Origin of the sequence: Pantoea sp. BRR-3P, from assembly GCF_039621635.1 — a bacterium.
GTDB classification, from domain to species: domain Bacteria; phylum Pseudomonadota; class Gammaproteobacteria; order Enterobacterales; family Enterobacteriaceae; genus Pantoea; species Pantoea floridensis.
The window spans coordinates 1,643,698-1,665,257 of the sequence record NZ_CP155066.1; the positions used below are offsets into that span (position 1 = coordinate 1,643,698).

Consider the following 21,560-nt stretch of genomic DNA (forward strand, 5'->3'; position numbering starts at 1 on the left):
GGTGAAATCACTAGTCATTTCCACATCAGACCTACTGACCTTATGCGCTTTGGTACATAGCGACGGGCGGTAGCGTGCCCCAATCAGGAGAACTTTGCTATGGATAGTCAGTCAGCCGCACTGCTGCGTCGCCTTAACCCGTTTTGCGCGCAGGCGCTGGAAGCCGCTGCCTCGCTGTGTCAGACCCGCGCGCATGCGGAAATTCAGCCGGAACACTGGCTGCTCAAGCTGCTGGAACAGGGCGAAGGCGACATCACCGTGATTGCGCGCCGCTATGAGTGGGATATGGATGCCATCTGGCAGGATTTGCTGGCATTTCTCGATCGTCAGCCGCGTGCGGTACGTGGTCGCCCGCAGCTTTCCTCGGCACTGGAAGCTTTATTGAAACAGGCGTGGCTGATGGCCTCGACTTCAGATAACGCCCCACAAATCCGCAGCGTGCATCTGTTGATGGCGCTGGCCGAACAGCCGTCGCTGGTGCGCTGTGAAGGGCTGTGGCCGCTGCTGAGTCTGCGCATAAGCCAGCTGGAGCGCCTACAGCCGATGCTGGACGCGCAGTCCGATGAGCGTGCAGAAGCGGAGCAGCCGGAAATGCCGGTCAGCACGTTCGAACAACCCTCCGCAGCAGGCCCGAACAAAACCCCATCTGCCGAAGCGCTTGCGCGCTTCACCCGCGACGTCACCGCTGATGCGCGTAATGGCAAAATCGACCCCGTATTTGGCCGCGACAACGAAGTTCGCCAGATGATTGATATCCTGTCGCGCCGCCGCAAGAACAACCCGATTCTGGTCGGCGAGCCGGGCGTGGGTAAAACCGCGTTGGTGGAAGGGCTGGCGCTGCGCATCGCTGAAGGTAACGTGCCGGACAGCCTTAAACTTGTGAGTGTGCATACATTGGATCTCGGCATGCTGCAGGCGGGTGCGGGGGTGAAGGGCGAGTTTGAGCAGCGCCTGAAAAACATCATCACCGAGGTGCAGGCTGCGCCTCATCCGGTGCTGCTGTTTATCGACGAAGCGCACACCATTATCGGCGCGGGCAACCAGGCGGGCGGCGCCGATGCGGCCAACCTGCTGAAACCAGCGCTGGCGCGCGGCGAATTGCGCACCATTGCGGCCACCACGTGGAGTGAATACAAGCAGTACTTCGAGAAGGACGCCGCGCTGGAGCGCCGCTTCCAGATGGTCAAGGTTGACGAGCCAGACGACGACACTGCGTGCCTGATGCTGCGCGGCCTTAAGTCACGCTACGCTGAGCACCACGGCGTGCATATCACCGACGCGGCGGTGCGCGCCGCCGTCACGCTGTCGCGCCGCTACCTAACCGGTCGCCAGCTGCCCGACAAGGCGGTTGACCTGCTTGATACTGCCGCTGCGCGCGTGCGCATGAATCAGGACACGGTGCCGGAGGTGATTACTCGTTTGAGAGCGAAGCTTGACGGGCTGAACCTTGAGCAGCGCGCCATTCTTGACGATGAAGCGCTCGGCAGCGCTATCCCGCACGAGCGTCTGGCCGAAATTGAAAGCCAGATAGCAATAATTGATGAAGAACTTGAGACGCTTGAGCAGCGCTATGCAAAGGTGCAGTCGCTGATGCAGCAGCTGCTGGCTGGCCGCAAAGCTGGGACACAGCATGGCAATATCGCCAAACTCCAGACTGAACTTGATGCTTTGCAGCCCGGCGAGCCACTGCTCACCGCCGACGTTGATGCGCGCATCGTCGCGAGCGTAATTGCCGACTGGACCGGCGTGCCGCTCTCTTCGCTGATGAAGGATGAGCAGGCCGAACTCTTGGCGCTGGAAAGTCAGCTCGCTACCCGCGTGGTCGGTCAGGATGCCGCGCTAAACGCCATCGCCCAACGCCTGCGCGCTGCTAAAACCGGGCTTACCTCAGAAAATGGCCCGCAGGGCGTGTTTCTGCTGGTGGGCAGCAGCGGCACCGGCAAAACCGAAACCGCGCTGGCGCTGGCGGATTTGCTGTACGGCGGCGAGAAGTCGTTAATCACCATCAACCTCAGCGAATACCAGGAAGCGCACACCGTTTCCCAGCTCAAAGGTTCACCGCCGGGCTACGTTGGCTACGGCCAGGGCGGCATCCTCACCGAAGCGGTGCGTAAGCGTCCGTACAGCGTTGTGCTGCTCGACGAAGTGGAAAAAGCGCACCGCGACGTGATCAATCTGTTCTATCAGGTATTTGATCGCGGATTTATGCGCGACGGCGAAGGACGTGAGATCGATTTCCGCAATACCGTAATCCTGATGACCTCAAACCTCGGCAGCGACTCGCTAATGCAGCTGCTGGACGAAAACCCGCAAGCCACCGAATCCGAACTTCAGGAGTGCCTGCGCCCACTCCTGCGCGACCATTTCCAGCCCGCGCTACTGGCCCGCTTCCAGACGGTGATTTATCGCCCGCTGGCACGCGAAGCCATGCGCGTCATCGTGGAAATGAAGCTGAAGCAGGTGAGCCAGCGTTTGCAACGTCATTACGGCATGCGTACCACCATCGGCGAAGATCTGTTCGACATGCTCACCGATGCGTGCCTGTTGCCGGACACCGGCGCGCGCAACATCGACAGCCTGCTCAATCAGCAGATTTTGCCGGTTATGAGCCAGATGATCCTGCAGCATCGCGCCAGCGGCACCTTAAGAGACAGACTGACGCTGGATACCAGTGAAGAAGGCGATGTGATCTTTACGTTCTGAGTGAACGAAGGTTTTCTGTACGCGGCAATAAAAGGATTTCACCATGACAGATAAGGCCATTATCACCTTCAGCCACAGTCATCACCAGCTGAAGGTCAAAGACGCCTCATTCCCGCTGGACGTGCTCAGCTTTGAAGGCACGGAGACGCTGAGCGCGCCGTTCAGCTGGAACATCATCTTCACCAGCACTGACAAGCACATCAGCCGCGAAGCAATGCTGCTGAAACCGGCGTCGCTGACGTTGTTGCCATCCCCGCAGAGCCTTAGCGAGCTGCTGCACAAAGCCGGGCCGCTGCGCGTGGTGCAGGGCGTGGTCACCGGCTTTGATGCGCACGGTGTCTCGGCGGACGAAGCGCGCTACGCCATCACGCTGCAGCCGCGCCTGGCGCTGCTGGCGCGTACCCGGCAGAACGCCATCTGGCAGGACATGTCGGTGCCGCAGATTGTCGAAGCCATCCTGCGCGAGCGCCACGGCATGCGCGGGCAGGATTTTGTATTTAACCTCGGCCGCGACTACCCAAAGCGCGAGCAGGTGATGCAGTTTGACGAGGATGACCTGCGCTTCGTCTCGCGCCTGCTGGCGGAGGTCGGCATCTGGTTCCGCTTCACCACCGACACGCGTCTCAACATCGACGTGGTGGAATTCTATGACGGCCCGCAGGGCTACGTGACCGGTCTGACGCTGCCCGCCGTGCCGCCATCCGGTCTGCACGACAGCGGCGTGGAGTCGGTTTGGGCGATGGAAAGCCGCTTTCGCGTGGTGGAGAAAACCGTCAGCACCCGCGATTACAACTATCGCGACGCCACCGCCGACATGAATGCGCAGGCCGATGTCACCGGCGGCGACGACACCACCTACGGTGAAGCCTATCACTGGGCGGATAACTATCTGCAGGCGGGCGAGGTTTACAGCGCAACGCCTGCAACCGAAAGCGGCGCGTTCTACTCCCGGTTGCGCCACGAGCGCTACCTCAACCGGCAGACGCAGCTGAGCGCCAAATCCAGCAGCGCGACGCTGATGCCCGGCGTGGTGGTGCGCGCCAGCGGCAGCAACGCGGCGGAGGTGTTTCGCAGCGGCGTGGTTATCACCTCGCTGGTCTGCCGCGCGGCGCGCGACAGCAGCATGGAAACCGCGTTTAACGGCATCCCGGCGGAAGGCCGCTACAGCTACCGTCCGGAACCCGCGCCGCGCCCGGTGATGGCCGGTACCTTACCGGCGCGCATCACCAGCACCACCACCAACGATACCTACGGGCACATTGACCGCGACGGACGCTATCGCGTCAATATGCTGTTTGACCGCGCGGGCTGGGAAAGCGGTTTCGAAAGTTTATGGGTGCGCCAGGCGCGCCCGTTCGCCGGCGACACCTACGGGCTGCACCTGCCGCTGCTGGCGGGTACCGAGGTGGCGATAGGCTTCGAGCACGGCAACCCTGATCGTCCATACATTGCCGGCGTGCTGCATGATTCGTCACGCGCGGACCACGTCACCATCCGCAATTACAAACGCAATGTGCTGCGCACGCCCGCCAACAACAAGCTGCGCCTCGACGACACGCGTGGGCAGGAGCACATCAAGCTCAGCACCGAGTATGGCGGTAAAAGCCAGCTGAATCTCGGACATCTGGTCGACAGTGAGAAGCAAAAGCGCGGCGAAGGTTTTGAGCTGCGCACTGACAGCTGGGGAGCCATCCGCGCCAGCAAAGGGCTGTTTATCAGTGCGGACGGGCAGACGGCGGCGCAGGGAAATGCGCTGGAGATGAAGCAACCAATCAGCCTGATGAAAGGGGCGGTCAATCAGCTCACTGAGTGGGGAAGTGTTACTCAGACACACCGGAGTTTTTCGCCGGACATAGAGACACTGAAGTCCCTACATAAAAATGCAGATGAACTGAAAGGATCAGCGATGCTGATCAGCGCGCCAGAAGGGATCGGTGCAGTAACGCCGGAAGGGATGTTGCTTAACAGCGGTAAAGGCCTGTATTTACAGAGTCTTGGCGAAGTGAATCTCGTCAGTGCACAGCGACTGTCAGCGAATGCATCGAAGGCAATATCGCTGCTTGCCCAGCAGGAGGGCATGCGTCTGGTCTCTGCAAAAGGCCCGCTTCAGGTGGAGTCACATGCCGACACGCTATCTTTGACATCCCTTAAAGATGTCACGGTGCAATCCACGCAAGGTCACCTGCAGCTCACGGCCAAAAATGGCATTACTATTGGCTGCGGTGGTGCGTATATCAAGCTAACGCCTGCGGGAGATATCGAAATTCATGGACCGGGTTTAATTAGCCTGAAAGGCCAGCATGACTGGCAAGGGCCGGCCAGCGAGGATTTCCCTGCACCTGATTTGCCTTCATCAGTTTGTAAAGAGTGTCTCAAATTAGCTCAGCAGCGGGCGCAAGGCTTTGTGCCGAGGGAGACGTAATTATGGATAACATTAGCCACTGGTTGAATAAAGTCGAGCTGACTTGCCAAAAAATAGAACATGAGCACATTGATATTATTATTGATCAATGCGGTGCTGGGTTTTCTGTTATTCCGGCGCTTAAAACTTTTGGTTCCGAGATTAGATGGTATTCGCTTTTTGAAGGATTGCCTGAGAACATTTATTTAGAAGATGCTCCACTATTAGTACGCATTAATCTGAAAAAAGAGCAGCAAATTATCTGGTTGTATGAGCTTGCTCGTGAAGTCACAAGCAATGCGCCTTTAATGGTAATAGGCTCCTCCTGGTCATTTGAAGACTTATCTGAATGGCTTGGGCAGTGTACAGATGCTAATCACGAGGAAAGACCAGGAATTTTTCGGTTTTGGGATTGTCGCTTATTTCCATTTTTATTTAGCCATATACTCAATGACGATCAGCAACAGGCTCTTAACAACCCTGCACTGTTCTGGAGTTGGTTAGATAGAGATGGACAACCTGTTTTAAAACAGGGGGGCGGTTCTATTCGAGAGAGTTATGAACCTTGCCAGCCTTTCACCTTAACCGACCCTCAATTTGAAAGCCTAATGTGTTTATCCGATGCGAAACAATATCTTCGATATCAACCGTTTCCTGAAAATTACTTCAATTCAAAAGAAGCTGAATTTTTTTATTGTTTTAATGGCATGTTAGATGCGACAAAAAATCATGTTCTCTTTGAAGAAAAAAGATATGAATGGGTTATGAAAGGTATTGCTGAAGGTCGATTTATAAACGATTCACTGCCAAATAATATGAATCCATTATGAAAGCCTACTTATTAATTCTTGCTGGTGCTTTATTGTTACTTAAAGGATGCGATGATACTGACAGTTCTCGTGATGGAGGAGGTTCGATTAAAGGCATCAATCACACTCACTGGGCAATCAATCATTTCAGTGTAAATAATCAATCTGCTATCGATATTATTGTTCCCTGGCAAGGCGGAGGTGGCGGTTGCTGTTTTGGTGTTTCAGAAAAATGGAAGCCAGGAATGACAGTGAAAGTCGATTGGCAAACAGGTGAGGCTTCCACTAAAGATTTTCCTGGTTTTGAAAATACCGAAAAATATCTCGCTTGGGAGAATATGATAAGAAGCAGTCATAGAAACATCACAAAAAATGTACCTTTACCAGATTACAATGGAGAAAAAACTTGTGGCATTACGGTACATTTTTTTCCTTGCGATCAAATAAAGGTGACAACCAGTTGTGATGGTTATGGGAGCCCAAGCTATCCAATTAAAGAACCTATTGAAATGGAGGGGCCTACAGAGTGCAAATAATGAAAAATTTAAAGGTTGTTACATTATTTTTTATTTTCCTAAGCATTCTTTTCATCACGGGGTGTGATCGTGGTGATGATGCTCGTGGCGGAGGTGGTACAATTAAAGGAATAAATCATACACATTGGGCAATCAATCATTTTAGCGTAAATAATCAATCAGCAATTGATATCATTGGTCCCTGGCAGGGTGGTGGTGGGGGGTGCTGTTTTGGTGTTTCAGAAAAATGGAAGCCAGGAATGACAGTGAAAGTCGATTGGCAAACAGGTGAGGCTTCTACTAAAGATTTTCCTGGCTTTGAAAATACTGAGAAATACCGTGCATGGGAAAAGATGATAATAAATAGTCATAGAAACATCACGAAAACTGTACCTGTCCCAGATTACAATGGAGAAAAAACATGTGGCATTACTGTCCATTTTTTTCCTTGCGATCAAATAAAGGTGACAACCAGTTGTGATGGATATGGTAACCCTAGATATCCAATTAAAGAACCCATTGAAATGGAGGAGCCAAAGTCATGTCCAAAGTGAATTTAGATATTTCCTGGTACCCACCATTATTCCCAAGAAAAGGACGGCTGCCTACCAGATCTGTTTTGGTGGGCTATAATTGTAAGCAACAGGATAGCCTGGAATTGGCTTATCGGAATGAGCTTTGTAAAGTAGCTGAACGTAGAGTTGAGCCGCCTTGCTGCAAAACATTGCACATTAGTATTTTTTTCGATGGTACGGGAAATAATATCAATAATGATGTTTTTTTATCTAAAATAAAACATCCAACCAATATAGCTCGATTATTTCGTGCCACTATTGGCCAAGGATACGCAGGTGGGGTTCCAGGTAATGGTGAAACACTGGTTGATCCTAAGGATACATCTGGGAATAAATACTATAAATATTATATTCCTGGTGTCGGAACTCCGTTTCCTGAAGTGATGGACCTTGATTACAGTACACCAGGACTTGCAGCGGCGACTTATGGTGAAGAAAGAATTAACTGGGCATTGATTCGAATTATCGATGCACTACGACGCACGCTGGGATTGCCTGAACTCTCCGATGCTGAGAGTTGGAAATCTGTAAAAGCGATGACGAGCAAAATCGTATCTAGTTCCGTGCCCGGGTATTTCTCAAGATTGAGAGAGTTCAGAAAATTATTAAAAGATATCGAACCCAGTCTTAAGCTGGCACTACAACAACCTGAACCTGGAAAACCTAAGCTGTTAGGCATTAAGCTTTATGTCTATGGTTTTTCTCGTGGTGCTGCATCCGCTAGGGCTTTTATTAATTGGTTAGTCAGGCTCTTGCCGGGAGGATTGAACCAAAATGCAAAGCCGGAACTTTGTCTGACACTAGATGGAGCTGATTGGAAACTCCCTCTGAGTGTTGAGTTTCTTGGTTTACTTGATACGGTAGCCTCTGTTGGTGTGGCTCATATTTCTCCGTTTGCGGAAGGGCATATGGGATGGGCAGATGGTGCAATGGAGTTGCCAGATAATGGGTTGATTAAAAACTGCGTACATTTTGCTTCTGCCCATGAGCAGCGACTCTGTTTTCCATTGGATTCAATCTGTCGCCATGATGGAACCTATCCTTCGTATGCTAAAGAAGTTGTCTATCCAGGAATGCACTCGGATATCGGCGGCGGTTATCCACCGGGAGACCAGGGAAAAGCTAGTGTTAGTAATGGTGATGACCTATTATCTCAAATAGCCCTTAATGATTTGTATGCTGCTGCATTCTCATCCGGGGCCCCTTTGAAAGTAATTAAAGAATCACTACCCGATGATTTAGTCAATGATAAATGGAGAGCGCTATCAGCTGAGCAGGTCATTGAGTTTTCTACAACCGAGTCTCTTGCTGCTAAATTTAACAGCTGGCGGCAATTAACATTGAATATTTACAGTGATTACGAAGTTTCAGATGAGGACACCTATCAATATAAACCTATTCGTTGCCCTGTTAATATTATAGAAGCTATAAATGATCAACTTGCTTGGATCACTGCATGGCGTATTGGTCGCTATGCAAATGGAAGTTATAAAACAATACGCTTTTACATCGATTCCGCCGCAGATGGAATGGACAAAGATAGCGACCCCGATGTTAGGGAGAAATCTGAATCAGAACGCGATAAAGCTCAAGCTAAAACTGAAGGTAAAAGAACAAAGCTAAGAATGTCACGCTGGGACAGTGAATATATTCCACTACCCCCCGGAATAAAGGATTTTGATCCTGCATTGGGTCAAACACAATTACGCGAAGCCGCGGAAGAGTTCCGTGCCGATTATCAAAAAAAACCTCGACCACGCACTGGTAATTATATTTTTCGTCTTGCCGATAGCCTAAGTGGCTTTGTTTACATATTCAGTGACGATGATAAATCTGCTGAATATGAACGCATAAAAAAATCGGCTACCGATAAAGTTAAGATATTATTCTCATCACAACACGATGACTCTGCTGCTAAAAACTTGGTTGTTGCATTGTTCGATGATCAGATACACGACTCCAGAGCCTGGTTTCTGCATGGAACCTTTGGTGACAGAGAACCTTGGGGAAGTTATTTCCTTTACCGCATGATCTACTTTGGTGAGGTGATGAGTAAGAACGTCACACCGATAATTAAATATGGTCGTTTCCTTGAGTGGCGAATGAAAAAAGCTGTTCCATGGCTTGGCGTAGTGGTTGAACGTTATGAGAAAATGCCAACAGCTTCAGCCGAAGCTTCTGGTACATGCATCAACCAGAAAATCTCCCTGATAAATACGTCGGAAAATATTCAAGTAGAAAATACATCCAAATTACGCGTTCAGTTAGCGTTGACAAATACAGTTAAAGGAAGTAGTGCCATCCAGCATTCTATTAACGAGGAACAGTTTGTCAGCACCAAATCGGCGATAGCAGAGTTGTGGTCATAGCAGGCTTTAAACAGATAAGTAGTTAATAAATCCCTATCGAGATATCTGGTGTTAAGAAAAGGAATTCCAATGAAACAAGTCATTCGAGAAGGCGATGCCTTACGGGAATTCGGCGGTAAAGTTCTGGCAGGACATTATCTCTGTTTTGGTAAAGGTATCGCCGTGGTCGGCGATCCGGTTCAGTGCAACTTTCACGGAATGAATTCGATTGCTGAAGGTAGTTCATTGGCAAAAATCGATGGTCAGCCCGTCGCACTTCACGGCCATAAATGCGCCTGTGGCTGCACGCTGGTCAGTTCGTTCCCGGATTGTGGTATTGCATCGTGAGGCTGCCACCTTCTTTTCCGCCGCATCCTGAATCTGCATCACCTAATAATAAGCTGGCTGCTTATCAGTGCCGCATTATTGTCCTTCAGCTCTGCGGTAATCGCTTTACTCATGCCGGAGGAAAAGCGTGGACTGAACACCATAGCTGTGGCGGCTGTAATTATGATGCTACTGTTGATAGCCTGGCTCACGCGCATATTGTGGTATCGCTGCAACCGGCATAACAATAATCTGGCCAATGGATTTACTGGCCAAATGGTTGCAGAATTGTGCCGATGGCCGACATGAAGGGCGCTTAGGAATTCTTCGCTTTTATGATCCACGATTATTTCCTCTTCTAACAGCTGATTTATTAAATGAAGAACAGAAATCACAAATTCATAGACCCGTTGTGTTTTGGAGCTGGATAGACAGAGATGGTGTTGCACAGTTGATAGCGGGTAATGGTGCCGCACCTTTAAGTGGTGAAAAAATGTCACATATTGATCTCAGCGATCGTCAGCTGGATTATCTAATGTGCGTTTGTGATGTAAATATTATGCTGAACTATCAACAAAGCGTCATTCCCGAACATCTGTCACAGGAAACGTTGTTTCAGATTTGTTATAAAGCGATGTGCGAGGCCTCAGATAAAGATTTAATTATGGATGAAGATCGCGAGCGTTGGGTTGAAGGAAAGTTGGCAGAAGTAATCGTCGGCTAACTAATCGCAAGGAAGGAATGAAACAAATGATACTATTTTTCTTTAATTTAATTGCGATAACTATATCAGTCTTCATTTTGCTACCAAACGCTCAAGCTGTAGGTGGCGTGATTAAAGCTATTAATCATACTCACTGGGCAATTAATCATTTCAGTGTTGATGGCCAGTCAGGAATAGATACTATCGGTCCATATCAGAGCGGCGGCGGTGGTTGTTGCTTTGGGGTGCCAGCTAAATGGCAATCGGGAATGACAGTTAAAATTGAATGGGAAAGTGGTGAAGCATCTACTAAAGGATTTCCTGGATTTGCAGATTATGATAAATACATTGCTTGGGAAAATAAAATGAAGGCTAATAATCGTCAGCATAATAAAATAGTTTTGGTCCCTGATTATAGTGGACAGGATGTTTGTGGCATTACCGTGCATTTTCTTCCCTGTGATGAAGTTAAAGTAACCACCAGTTGCTGGTCACCACGCAACGAAAATTATCCAATTAAAGAGCCTTTACGGATGAAGGAGCCAGCCGTATGTCCAAAATAATGAAAAATTTTCGCTTCTGTATATTACTCTCTCTCACTTGTTTATTGTCCGCCTGTGCTCAGGAAAATGCTAATGCGGCCAGCGGTGGTTCCGGGGTGATTAAAGCTATCAACCATACACATTGGGCAATTAATCATTTCAGTGTTAATGGCCAGTCAGGAATAGATAATGTCGGTCCATATCAGGGCGGCGGCGGCGGTTGTTGCTTTGGGGTGCCAGCTAAATGGCAACCGGGAATGACAGTTAAAATTGAATGGGAAAGTGGTGAAGCATCTACTAAAGGATTTCCTGGATTTTCTGACCGAGAAAAATACAATGCGTGGCTAAAAAAAATGAAAGCTAATGACCGAGAGCACACGAAAATCGTTCTATTACCAGATTACAACGGGCAGGATACCTGTGGAATTACTGTTCATTTTCTTCCCTGTGATGAAGTTAAAGTAACCACCAGCTGTTGGTCACCACGTAATTCAAACTATCCGATTAAAGAGCCTTTACGGATGAAGGAGCCAGCTGTATGTCCAAAGTGATGAAAAATTTTCGCTTCTGTATATTACTTTCTCTCACTTTTTTATTTTCCGCCTGTGCTCAGGAAAATGCTAATGCGGTTAGCGGTGGTTCCGGGGTGATTAAAGCTATCAACCATACACACTGGGCAATCAATCAATTCAATGTTGATGGCCAGTCCGGAATAGACTCAATTGGCCCTTATCAAGGGGGCGGTGGTGGTGGTTGCTTTGGTGTGCCAGCTAAATGGCGGCCGGGAATGAGGGTTAAAATTGAATGGGAAACAGGTGTTGGCTCATCAGATGATTTTCCAGGTTTTGCCGATTGGGAAAAGTATTTAGCCTGGACTAAGAAAAACCACGAGCAGAAGAGACAGCACAGTAAGATAGTATTACTTCCGGATTATAACGGACAGGATACTTGTGGGATTACTGTTCATTTTCTTCCTTGTGATGAAATTAAGGTCACCACCAGCTGTTGGTCTCCGCGTAATGCTAACTATCCAATTAAAGAGCCTTTACGGATGAAGGAGCCAGCCATATGTCAAAAGTGATGAAAAATTTTCGTTTCTGTATATTACTCTCTCTCACTTTTATATTGTCCGCCTGTGCTCAGGAAAATGCTAATGCGGCCAGTGGTGGTTCCGGAGTGATTAAAGCTATCAACCATACACACTGGGCAATTAATCATTTCAGTGTTAATGGCCAGTCAGGAATAGACTCTATCGGCCCTTATCAAGGCGGTGGTGGTGGTTGTTGCTTTGGAGTGCCAGCTAAATGGCAACCGGGAATGAATGTGGAAATTGAATGGGAAACAGGAGTTGGAGAAATGGATGGTTTTCCAGGATATGAAAATGAATTGAAATTTCTCGAATGGACAAGGAAAATAAAATCTCAAATACGCTCTCATAACCAATTGGTTACAGTTTCGGATTACAATGGACAGGATACTTGCGGCATTACTGTTCACTTTCTGCCTTGTGACAAAGTTAAAGTCACTACCAGCTGCTGGTCTCCGCGTAATGCTAATTATCCTATCAAAGAACCTTTAAGGATGAAGGAGCCAGTCGTATGTCCAAAATAATGAAAAATTTTCGATTCTGTATATTACTCTCTCTCACTTGTTTATTGTCTTCCTGTGCTCAGGAAAATGCTAATGCGGCCAGTGGTGGTTCCGGGGTGATTAAAGCTATCAACCATACACACTGGGCAATTAATCAATTCAGTGTTGATGGCAAGTCCGGAATAGACTCAATTGGCCCTTATCAAGGGGGCGGTGGTGGTTGTTGTTTTGGTGTGCCAGCTAAATGGCAACCGGGAATGAAGGTCGAAATTGAATGGGAAACAGGAGTTGGAGAAATGGATGGTTTTCCGGGATTTGAAAATTGGGAAAAATACCAGATTTGGAAAAAGAAAATGCAGGCACTAAATCGCCAGCATAAGAAGACAGTTTCTCTCCAAGATTATAATAATGAGGATACTTGCGGAATTACTGTTCATTTTCTTCCCTGTGATGAAATTAAAGTCACCACCAGCTGTTGGTCACCACGCAATCCCAACTATCCGATTAAAGAGCCTTTGAGGATGAAGGAGCCTGCCGTATGTCCAAAGTAATTGAAAGAGATTTAGTCTGGTATCCGCCATCTTTCCCTCCTCAAGGGCGTTTACCGGATTCCGCGGCGTTAGTTGGATTAAATTGCAAAAAACAAGACAGTGAGGAACTTGAATACCGCCAGGCGCTGTGTGTGGCTGCTGGGCAGCGAGTAGAACCGCCATGCTGCAAAACGTTACATATCAGCATATTTTTTGATGGAACGGGTAATAATCTGAATAACGATTTATATTTGTCTAATCCAAAACACCCAACAAATATTGCACGTTTATTTCGCGCTACCATTGGCAGTGGCTATGCAGGTGGCGTTGGACGGGATAACGGCGAACTATTTGATATTAACGAAACCGGAGCTGATAAGTATTTCAAATTTTATCTACCCGGCGTCGGTACGCCATTTCCGGAAATAAACGATCTTGATTACAGTATTATAGGGCTGGCACTAGCGCATATGGGTGAAGAACGTATCAACTGGGCGCTGTTACGCATTATTGATGTGCTGAATTATGTTCTGAAAGAAAAGTGGATGAGCAATGCTGAAGTTCGCAAGGCTGTTAAGAACATGGGAACAACCTGGGCGCGGCTTGGATATGGCGGCAGTCATAATCGCTATGAAGAATTCACGAGGCAGCTGAGCTCACTCAAGTCTCTGTTGAAACCCGCGCTTGATCAACCCGAGCCAGGAAAACCAAAACTGCTGGGTATCAAGCTGTATGTTTATGGCTTCTCGCGTGGTGCGGCAACTGCTCGTGCTTTTGTTCGTTGGCTCTGTGAACTGCTCCCACCGCCAGAAGTGGAAAATACGAAACCGGAGCAATGCTTAACTATTGATGAACTGAAAATTCCGATCAGTGTTGAATTCCTGGGATTGCTTGATACAGTCGCTTCAGTGGGAGTCGCCCATATTGCTCCATTAGCGGAAGGCCATATGGCGTGGGCCGATGACACCATGGAATTGCCTGACGAAGTCACTTATGGTGGTTTGATTAAACGTTGCGCTCATTTGGTTTCATCCCATGAACAACGGCTATGCTTTCCTCTGGATTCTATTCGTAGGTGTAATGGAAAATATCCAGAGAACAGTATTGAGGTGGTTTATCCTGGCATGCATTCGGATGTTGGTGGGGGATATCCTCCAGGGGATCAAGGGAAAGCTAATGGTCCTAATGATAGTCTCCTTCTATCACAGATTATTTTGAACGACATATATTGTGAAGCGTTTAATGCAGGGGCTCCTTTGAAAGTTCCTGAAGATTCGTTATCTAATCAACATGCGAATGATAACTGGAGAAAATTGCCACTGGAAGTTATGGGAGAATTTCTTATACATAGAAACTTGATTAAGCGATTCAACGCTTGGCGAGAATTCACCCTCAACCAATCCACCCCAAAAGAGTTCAGCTCTCAAGAAGCAGCAGATTACAAACCTGTACGAGCAACAGCGTCGTTAGAAGCGGTGATTGAAGATCAAATGGCATGGATCACCGGCTGGCGTATTGGGCGATATGCGCATGAAACACTGATTAATGCACGTTTTTATGAGGAAGCGACTAATAGTGACAATGATCCTAAACAGTATCAGATTTCAAAGAAAAACAGAGAGGACAAGCAGGGAGAAATAGAATCCAAAAGAGTCGCCGAAAAATGTAAGTATTCAAAAGAAGAGCTGAAAGATATCGTTATGCCCGCCGGCGTTAAGGATTTCGACCCAGATATTGCAAAGCGACAACTGTGGGAAGCCGCACGTGAATTTCGTGAAGACTATCAAGGTAAGTTTCGTTCGCAGAAGGGTGTTGTTCAGGTCGTTATAGATAATCTGGTTGGTCGAACGATTTTTCGCATCAATACCGATGATGAAGTAGCAGAGTTTAAAAAAATGAGAACGGAAGGCGATGTAATGTATAAGTTGCTCTTTCCATTCTCAGATGAATCCCGTAATGCTACTAACCCGTCCGGATTGGTTAGATCGCTATTCGATAATCAGGTACATGATTCTCGCGCCTGGTTTTTGTATTCCGCATTAGGTACACGTGAACCCTGGGGCGGATATTTCCGTTACCGAATGATCTATTTCGGCAATAAAAGTAATAAGTCATTATCACCATTGGTCATTGCCGGTGATGTTGTTGGCGCGGTATCACCTGTGGCGGGTGTTATTATCAGTTTAAAGCAGAAACAAGATTTCAAAAAAGTCTTTGGGCTTGCAGCAACAGCTGGCCTTGAAGCATTCGATATCGAAATGCGCGACGTGCAGACCAATGAGCTTATCCCCATGCTGCCGGATGCTGCACAACAACAGCAATTCACAGATGAACCTGGAGCAGTGGTTGCAAACTATAAAGCTGTCGCTGATGAGCACAACTTAATGATGGCTAAGAATTCGATTCTTTCGGATTGGTCGAATAAAGAAAAAACTCTATCTGCATAATTTATTTTTCGAAAAAATAGCTGGAAATAAAATAAATGGCAGGAGCCCTATTATGACGTTATATGACATCAAACCTAAGTTTCAAAACTTACTCAGACCAATTGTAATTATGCTGCATGCGAAAAGAGTTACCGCAAACCAAATAACATTACTAGCAATGCTGGGGTCAATAATATTGGGCGGGTTGCTAATATTCTTTTCACAACCGTCACTATTCATTTTACTCCCGCTGTTTTTATTCTTTCGTATGGCGCTAAATGCTATTGATGGCATGTTAGCTAGAGAGTTCAATCAGCAATCAACGCTTGGCGCAATTCTCAATGAAGTTGGCGATATTATTTCAGATGCTGCACTCTACCTCTCATTCGCTTTTTTAACCGGCGTATCTGCATGGTTAGTCGTGCTGATGGTGTTGCTTTCATGGCTTACTGAATTCTGTGGCGTTATTGCTCAGACTTTGACGCACATCAGGAATTATCGAGGACCATTAGGAAAAAGCGATCGCGCTTTTCTATTAGGAGCATTAGGTCTGTTTATTGCTTGCTGGCCACAATATATTGACGTCGCCAATAAGGTTTTCACTGCCATGTCGTTGTTACTGGTATGGACCTGCATCAATCGTTGCCGAAGTGCGATGGAGGTGAATAATGCCTGACGCCTCGAAGATACTATATTATTGCTTTGGTGGGATATTTAGTGTTTTATTACTCGCTACCCTGACTCTCTTCATTCTGAAACAAACTCGTCCACAACGTGACTGGCTAGAGTTACAGCAGCGAATTAATAGTTGGTGGGTAATCATCAGCCTGTTTTCTCTGGCAATGTTGTCACCCAAGTGGTTGGCACTGACCTTCTTTGGTTTACTCAGTTTTCTTTCGTTAAAGGAATATCTGACGTTAGCGCCGACACGACGTTCAGACAGCGTGCCTTTGCTGTGGATGTATGCTGCCATTCCGCTGCAATACATCTGGGTGGGAATGTCGTGGTATGGGATGTTCATTATTTTCATCCCCATTTATGTATTTCTATTCTTGCCTGCGCGCATGGTTATTGTCGGTGATACCAAGGGGTTTTTGAACTCTGCATCGATTATACATTGGGGCATGATGACCACGGTATTTTCATTAAGTCATGTTGCTTATTTGATGATGCTGCCGGGCACGTATACTATAGCAGGGGCGTTACTGGTTATTTTCCTTGTCGGCTGCACTGAGCTCAATGATATTTCGCAATATCTTTGGGGTAAGTCGTTAGGGAAAATAAAAGTCATACCTAAGGTTAGCCCAAATAAAACCCTGGCCGGGTTATTGGGTGGTGTATTCACCACAACGCTGCTGGCGGGCATTTTTGGCCCGCTGCTGACACAGATGGATTTGATTCATTCTATTGGCGCTGGTGTGATCATTGGTTTAAGCGGATTTTGCGGTGACGTGGTGATGTCAGCCATTAAACGTGATTTTGGCGTTAAGGACTCTGGAAAACTGCTACTAGGACACGGCGGTATTCTCGATCGTCTCGATTCACTGATTTATACCGCGCCGCTATTCTTCCATTTCTATTATTACTTCTACATGTAGAGGCGCTGATGAATCGGTTTTTACGCTGGATATTTACGCTATGTATCGCTTATCCCGTCGTCTGGATTTGGTTGGGTGTACGTGTTAGCGATCGCAAGAAATTACCGGTAGAGGGGCCGGCGATTATTGTGACAAACCATAATAGCCATCTGGATGTATTGACACTGTTTACCTTGTTCCCACTAAAGACATTGGTAAACGTTCAGCCAGTTGCCGCGGCTGATTATTTTCTAAAGAACAAAGTCATTGGCTGGTTCGCGCTGAAAGTCATTGGCATTATTCCGGTTTATCGCGGCGCCCATTTAGCTAATCCGTTGCAAGCCTGTATTGATGCATTAGCAAAGAATAGAATCGTCATTATTTTCCCAGAAGGCACGCGCGGAGAGCCTGGAAAAATTTCGGAGATTAAATCGGGTATCTGGCATTTAAGTCAGCAGTGCCCCGATGTACCTATTATTCCTGTTTACATGCACGGTCTGGATCGTGCGATGGGTAAAGGTCAGAAAATCCCCGTCCCTTTTTTTATCGACATCTTTATTGATAGTCCAATCGATTATGACGCGGATAAAATCATTTTTAAAACATCACTCTTAAATCGCTTTGTCGCTTTAGAGCAACTAGCCACAAGGAAAGCATCATGAGTAAGGAAGCGCGTTTATTTCAGGAAGGTACATTCTTAGCCAGCGATGAAACATCGTTATTTTTTCGCCACTGGCCAGCCACGGAAGTGAATAGCAATAAAGTCATTGTGCTGTTTCACCGTGGGCATGAACACTCTGGACGCCTGCAACATATTGTGGATGAACTGATGATGCCCGATACGCGATTTTATGCCTGGGACGCACGCGGTCACGGCAAGTCACCCGGCGAACGCGGTTATAGCCCAAGCCTGGCTCGTTCAGTATTAGATGTTGATGAGTTTGTACGTTTTGTCGCACAGGATGCGCAGATTAAGCTTGAGGATATTGTCGTGATTGCACAAAGCGTTGGTGCGGTGCTGGTATCAACCTGGGTTCATGATTACGCGCCAAAAATTCGTGGCATGGTACTGGCATCTCCGGCATTTAAGGTCAAATTATATGTGCCGTTTGCTCGTGTCGGTCTGAGAGTAATGCAGCGTATGCGTGGCTTGTTCTACGTTAACTCTTACGTGAAAGGTAAGTTTCTGACCCACGATCCTGAACGTATCGCGAGTTTTGAGCAGGACAAATTAATCACGCGACAAATAGCCGTTAATATCTTGCTAGATCTCTACAAAACGGCGGAGCGCATTGTTGCTGATTCTTCAGCTATCACTCTGCCTACGCAATTACTTATTTCAGGTGATGATTTTGTGGTGCATGCGAAACCGCAAAAACAGTTTTATGCCGGTATCCGTAGCGCAATAAAAGAGCAGCATATTTTACCCGGTTTTTATCACGATACGTTGGGTGAGAAAAATCGTTCTCTCGCGTTCGATAAAATGAAAAGTTTTATTGACCGACTTTATGAAGCTCCGCCTTATGCATTCGACTACAGCAATGAAGATCGCTGGAGTCCAAGTGCAGATGCATATCGTGAATTGCAGGCGCCACTGAAATCCCGATCGCTGGAAGGGATGTGTTATTCGGCTTTGAGTTTTGGCATGAAAACCATTGGCAGGCAATCTAAAGGCATGCGTCTGGGTTATGAAACCGGCTTCGATTCAGGTAGTACGCTGGATTACGTTTACCGCAATCAGGCTGAAGGTTTTGGCATTCTTGGTCGCATCATTGACCGTAACTATCTCAACAGTGTTGGCTGGCGTGGCATCCGCGTGCGGAAAGTGAACATCCAGCAGATGATTGTGCAGGCTGTTGCGCAACTTCAGGCCAACAATATGCCAGTGCGAGTAGTGGATATCGCTGCCGGACACGGTCGCTACGTGTTGGATGCGCTAGAACAACAGCAGGGCATTGAAAGCATTTTGCTGCGGGATTACAGCGATTTGAATGTGGAAAAAGGCCGATCAATGATTGAGCAGCGTGGGTTGAGCCACATTGCTCAGTTCAAAAAAGGCAACGCATTTGACTATGATTCTCTTGCCTCTATCAATCCAGCGCCAACATTGGGCATTGTTTCTGGCTTGTATGAACTGTTCACAGATAACGACTTAATAAAAACCTCGCTAGCGGGTCTTGCTGCTGCCATACCTCCGGGAGGTGCTTTGGTTTACACCGGGCAACCCTGGCACCCGCAGTTAAAAACCATCGCTTATACCTTAACCAGCCACCAGAATGGCATCCCGTGGATGATGCGTGTACGTAGCCAGAAAGAGATGGATGCGTTGGTGGAGCAGGCCGGTTTCGAGAAATGCCATCAGGTAATTGATGAATTTGGCATCTTTACCGTATCGCTGGCAGTGAGAAAGCAGCATGTCTGAGTTAACTCTCATGCAGAAAAAATATAGCCTCTGGAAACAGGGGCTATGTTGGTTGCTGTTATTAGGACCGTTTTTCTTTCTCAGCTACGGGCAGGTGAATCTGTACACGGCGACGAGGAGTGATATTGGCAGCATTGTGTTCAATTGGGAACGCGCCATTCCCTTTATGCCGTGGACCATAGTGCCTTACTGGAGCATTGACCTGCTGTATGGCATTTCGCTCTTCATCTGCACATCAAAACAAGAGCTGACCCGTCACGGCTGTCGGTTGCTTGCTGGATCCTTTATTGCTTGTGTTGGGTTTCTACTTTTCCCACTAAAATTTACCTTTATTCGACCAGACATACAGGGGATGTTTGGTTGGTTATTTTATCAGCTTGAACTGTTTGATTTGCCTTTTAATCAGGCTCCTTCGTTGCATATTATCCTCACCTGGCTGCTGTGGTTACGTTTTCGTCAGCATTTAACCCGTAGTGCCAGACTGGTTAATGGCGCATGGTTTTTGCTTATTGCGCTTTCAGTGTTGACAACCTGGCAGCATCATTTTATTGATGTGTTCAGTGGCTTTATTGTGGCAGTGGCAATTAGCTATGTAATTCCAATAAAAGATCGATGGCGATGGAAGGTGCCCTCGTCACACGAATTGTGTCTGGCTGCCAAATATTTCCTTAGTAGCTTAATCTGTTTAATGGCAGGGGTATTGATTCCATATGGCTATTTTCTATTTTGGCCTGCCGTTGCTTTATTTATTGTCGCGTCTGGCTACGCAGGCCTTGGCATAAGTGTATTCCAGAAAAGTAGTGGAGGATATTTGTCTCTCTCAGCGCGATTCATACTTAACCCTTATTTAATCGGAGCCTGGTTTTCAAAACAGTGGTTCTCTCATTCACTAGCCAAAACATCATTGATTTATGATGGTATATCTCTGGGTGGTTTTCCTGATAAAACGCCGAAGCAAGAAGCGGTGCTTGATCTTACGGCTGAGTTTCATCGTAGTTCTGGTATGCGGCGTGCATGGTGCGCACATCCATTGATGGACTTAACAGTGCCTGATATTGGCAATATCAGCCATGCTGTCGCCAAACTCACTGAGCTAAAGAAAAAACACCGCACAGTTCTCGTTTGCTGCGCATTGGGTTTATCGCGGAGTGCAACGGTTATGGCTGCCTGGTTAGTAGCAGAACGACATGTTAGTTCCGTTGCTCAAGCCATCGATCATATAAAAAAACAGCGTCCGCAGGTGGTATTGACATCTGATCATATTCAACTGCTGGAACATTTTCAGGAAATTCAATGCAAAACATCGGGCTAACTAATCGAATTGTGCAAATTCATTTATCTAGTTGGCGTTATTTTGCACTGTTAACTCTCCCTCCACTGGTATTGGCTTTTAACCTATTATATTCGTTGCAAAGTTTATTGTTGTTAATCCTGTTTTTAACAACGCATTACTTTTGCTGGCGTTTATGGCTGGACGAGCGGCTTTTTACATTGCTGGATAGCGAAAGCGATCTTGTTTTATTTGATGCGGGAATGTCGAACTTATGGGCAGGAAAAGATTTAACGACCCGCAGCCTGAATGAGCGTTGGGCAGGGGCGCGAGGATTATTTTATCGGGCGATATACGCGCTTATTGCTCTTTGGTTGGTTTCTCTTTTTTCAGTTATTTATCTTTTTTGGACATTAGCAGAGTAAGTTTATTAATGATGTAGATTACGTCATTCCAACTCTGAATTGCCCTGCTAATTAAATTTGCCTTAATGTTAAGGAAAACATCATGACAAATGTTATTCGTGAAGGCGATACCTTACGCGAGTATGGCGGCAAGGTATTGGCCGGGCATTACAACTGCTTCGGCAAAGGTTTTGCTGTTAAAGGCGATCCGGTGAAGTGCAATAAACACGGTATGACGACCATCGCGGAAGGCAGTTCGTTAACCCGATTCGATGGTCAACCCGCCGCATTACACGGGCATAAATGTGCCTGCGGCTGCACGCTGGTCAGCTCATTTCCTGATTGCGGTATCGCATCGTGAGGATGCCGCCCAGTTTTCCGCCATGCTCGCCAGCCAGTTCCCCCAATAATAAGCGCT

Annotated in this window: 21 protein-coding genes; all 21 read left to right on the forward strand. The window is 47.4% G+C overall.

Going from position 1 to position 21,560, the window contains the following annotated elements; genetic code table 11:
• Positions 1–99: 99 nt before the first annotated feature.
• The 21 genes from tssH (at position 100) to AAGR08_RS07665 (ending at position 21,503) form a co-directional block, all read left to right on the forward strand.
• On the forward strand, positions 100–2,703 hold the full coding sequence (gene tssH / locus AAGR08_RS07565) for a type VI secretion system ATPase TssH (protein WP_345829363.1): 2,604 nt from the start codon (positions 100–102) through the stop codon (positions 2,701–2,703).
• 43 nt (positions 2,704–2,746) lie between these two features.
• Positions 2,747–5,125, forward strand: a complete 2,379-nt coding sequence (gene vgrG / locus AAGR08_RS07570) for a type VI secretion system tip protein VgrG (protein WP_345829365.1) — start codon at positions 2,747–2,749, stop codon at positions 5,123–5,125.
• A gap of 2 nt (positions 5,126–5,127) precedes the next feature.
• Positions 5,128–5,934, forward strand: a complete 807-nt coding sequence (locus AAGR08_RS07575) for a DUF4123 domain-containing protein (protein ID WP_345829367.1) — start codon at positions 5,128–5,130, stop codon at positions 5,932–5,934.
• Positions 5,931–6,449 (forward strand): DUF3304 domain-containing protein, encoded by a 519-nt coding sequence (locus tag AAGR08_RS07580; RefSeq protein ID WP_345829368.1) that lies wholly within the window; start codon positions 5,931–5,933, stop codon positions 6,447–6,449. Before AAGR08_RS07575 ends, AAGR08_RS07580 begins: the two co-directional genes overlap by 4 nt.
• Positions 6,449–6,982 carry a DUF3304 domain-containing protein gene (locus AAGR08_RS07585; RefSeq protein WP_345829370.1) on the forward strand — a complete coding sequence of 178 codons (534 nt, stop codon included), beginning with the start codon at positions 6,449–6,451 and terminating at the stop codon, positions 6,980–6,982. The genes AAGR08_RS07580 and AAGR08_RS07585 overlap by 1 nt, the downstream gene beginning before the upstream one ends.
• Positions 6,970–9,372, forward strand: coding sequence for a DUF2235 domain-containing protein (locus AAGR08_RS07590; protein WP_345829372.1), 2,403 nt, complete (start codon positions 6,970–6,972; stop codon positions 9,370–9,372). Before AAGR08_RS07585 ends, AAGR08_RS07590 begins: the two co-directional genes overlap by 13 nt.
• Before the next feature lie 69 nt (positions 9,373–9,441).
• Positions 9,442–9,699: a PAAR domain-containing protein gene (locus AAGR08_RS07595; RefSeq protein ID WP_345829374.1), complete on the forward strand. Its 258-nt coding sequence runs from the start codon at positions 9,442–9,444 to the stop codon at positions 9,697–9,699.
• A 238-nt stretch (positions 9,700–9,937) separates the two neighbouring features.
• The gene (locus AAGR08_RS07600; RefSeq protein WP_345829375.1) at positions 9,938–10,402 is read left to right on the forward strand and encodes a hypothetical protein; all 465 of its coding nucleotides are present in this window, start codon (positions 9,938–9,940) and stop codon (positions 10,400–10,402) included.
• 26 nt (positions 10,403–10,428) lie between these two features.
• Positions 10,429–10,944: a DUF3304 domain-containing protein gene (locus AAGR08_RS07605; RefSeq protein ID WP_345829873.1), complete on the forward strand. Its 516-nt coding sequence runs from the start codon at positions 10,429–10,431 to the stop codon at positions 10,942–10,944.
• The gene (locus tag AAGR08_RS07610; RefSeq protein WP_345829874.1) at positions 10,944–11,474 is read left to right on the forward strand and encodes a DUF3304 domain-containing protein; all 531 of its coding nucleotides are present in this window, start codon (positions 10,944–10,946) and stop codon (positions 11,472–11,474) included. Before AAGR08_RS07605 ends, AAGR08_RS07610 begins: the two co-directional genes overlap by 1 nt.
• Positions 11,474–12,004 (forward strand): DUF3304 domain-containing protein, encoded by a 531-nt coding sequence (locus AAGR08_RS07615; RefSeq protein WP_345829875.1) that lies wholly within the window; start codon positions 11,474–11,476, stop codon positions 12,002–12,004. The genes AAGR08_RS07610 and AAGR08_RS07615 overlap by 1 nt, the downstream gene beginning before the upstream one ends.
• On the forward strand, positions 12,004–12,534 hold the full coding sequence (locus AAGR08_RS07620; protein WP_345829877.1) for a DUF3304 domain-containing protein: 531 nt from the start codon (positions 12,004–12,006) through the stop codon (positions 12,532–12,534). The genes AAGR08_RS07615 and AAGR08_RS07620 overlap by 1 nt, the downstream gene beginning before the upstream one ends.
• On the forward strand, positions 12,534–13,064 hold the full coding sequence (locus tag AAGR08_RS07625) for a DUF3304 domain-containing protein (RefSeq protein WP_097097695.1): 531 nt from the start codon (positions 12,534–12,536) through the stop codon (positions 13,062–13,064). The genes AAGR08_RS07620 and AAGR08_RS07625 overlap by 1 nt, the downstream gene beginning before the upstream one ends.
• Entirely contained in the window at positions 13,052–15,490 is a 2,439-nt protein-coding gene (locus tag AAGR08_RS07630) for a DUF2235 domain-containing protein (RefSeq protein WP_345829376.1), read from the forward strand. The genes AAGR08_RS07625 and AAGR08_RS07630 overlap by 13 nt, the downstream gene beginning before the upstream one ends.
• A 52-nt stretch (positions 15,491–15,542) precedes the next feature.
• On the forward strand, positions 15,543–16,145 hold the full coding sequence (locus AAGR08_RS07635; protein ID WP_097097009.1) for a CDP-alcohol phosphatidyltransferase family protein: 603 nt from the start codon (positions 15,543–15,545) through the stop codon (positions 16,143–16,145).
• The gene (locus AAGR08_RS07640; protein ID WP_345829378.1) at positions 16,138–17,067 is read left to right on the forward strand and encodes a phosphatidate cytidylyltransferase; all 930 of its coding nucleotides are present in this window, start codon (positions 16,138–16,140) and stop codon (positions 17,065–17,067) included. Before AAGR08_RS07635 ends, AAGR08_RS07640 begins: the two co-directional genes overlap by 8 nt.
• Positions 17,068–17,075: 8 nt before the next feature.
• On the forward strand, positions 17,076–17,708 hold the full coding sequence (locus tag AAGR08_RS07645) for a lysophospholipid acyltransferase family protein (protein WP_097097011.1): 633 nt from the start codon (positions 17,076–17,078) through the stop codon (positions 17,706–17,708).
• Entirely contained in the window at positions 17,705–19,468 is a 1,764-nt protein-coding gene (locus AAGR08_RS07650) for a bifunctional alpha/beta hydrolase/class I SAM-dependent methyltransferase (RefSeq protein WP_097097012.1), read from the forward strand. Before AAGR08_RS07645 ends, AAGR08_RS07650 begins: the two co-directional genes overlap by 4 nt.
• Complete coding sequence (locus AAGR08_RS07655) at positions 19,461–20,780, forward strand: phosphatase PAP2/dual specificity phosphatase family protein (protein ID WP_345829379.1); 1,320 nt, start codon at positions 19,461–19,463, stop codon at positions 20,778–20,780. The genes AAGR08_RS07650 and AAGR08_RS07655 overlap by 8 nt, the downstream gene beginning before the upstream one ends.
• A complete protein-coding gene (locus tag AAGR08_RS07660; protein WP_345829381.1) occupies positions 20,762–21,163 on the forward strand; it encodes a hypothetical protein in 402 nt (133 codons plus the stop codon). The genes AAGR08_RS07655 and AAGR08_RS07660 overlap by 19 nt, the downstream gene beginning before the upstream one ends.
• A gap of 82 nt (positions 21,164–21,245) precedes the next feature.
• A complete protein-coding gene (locus tag AAGR08_RS07665; protein ID WP_097097015.1) occupies positions 21,246–21,503 on the forward strand; it encodes a PAAR domain-containing protein in 258 nt (85 codons plus the stop codon).
• The last annotated feature ends 57 nt before the right edge of the window (positions 21,504–21,560 follow it).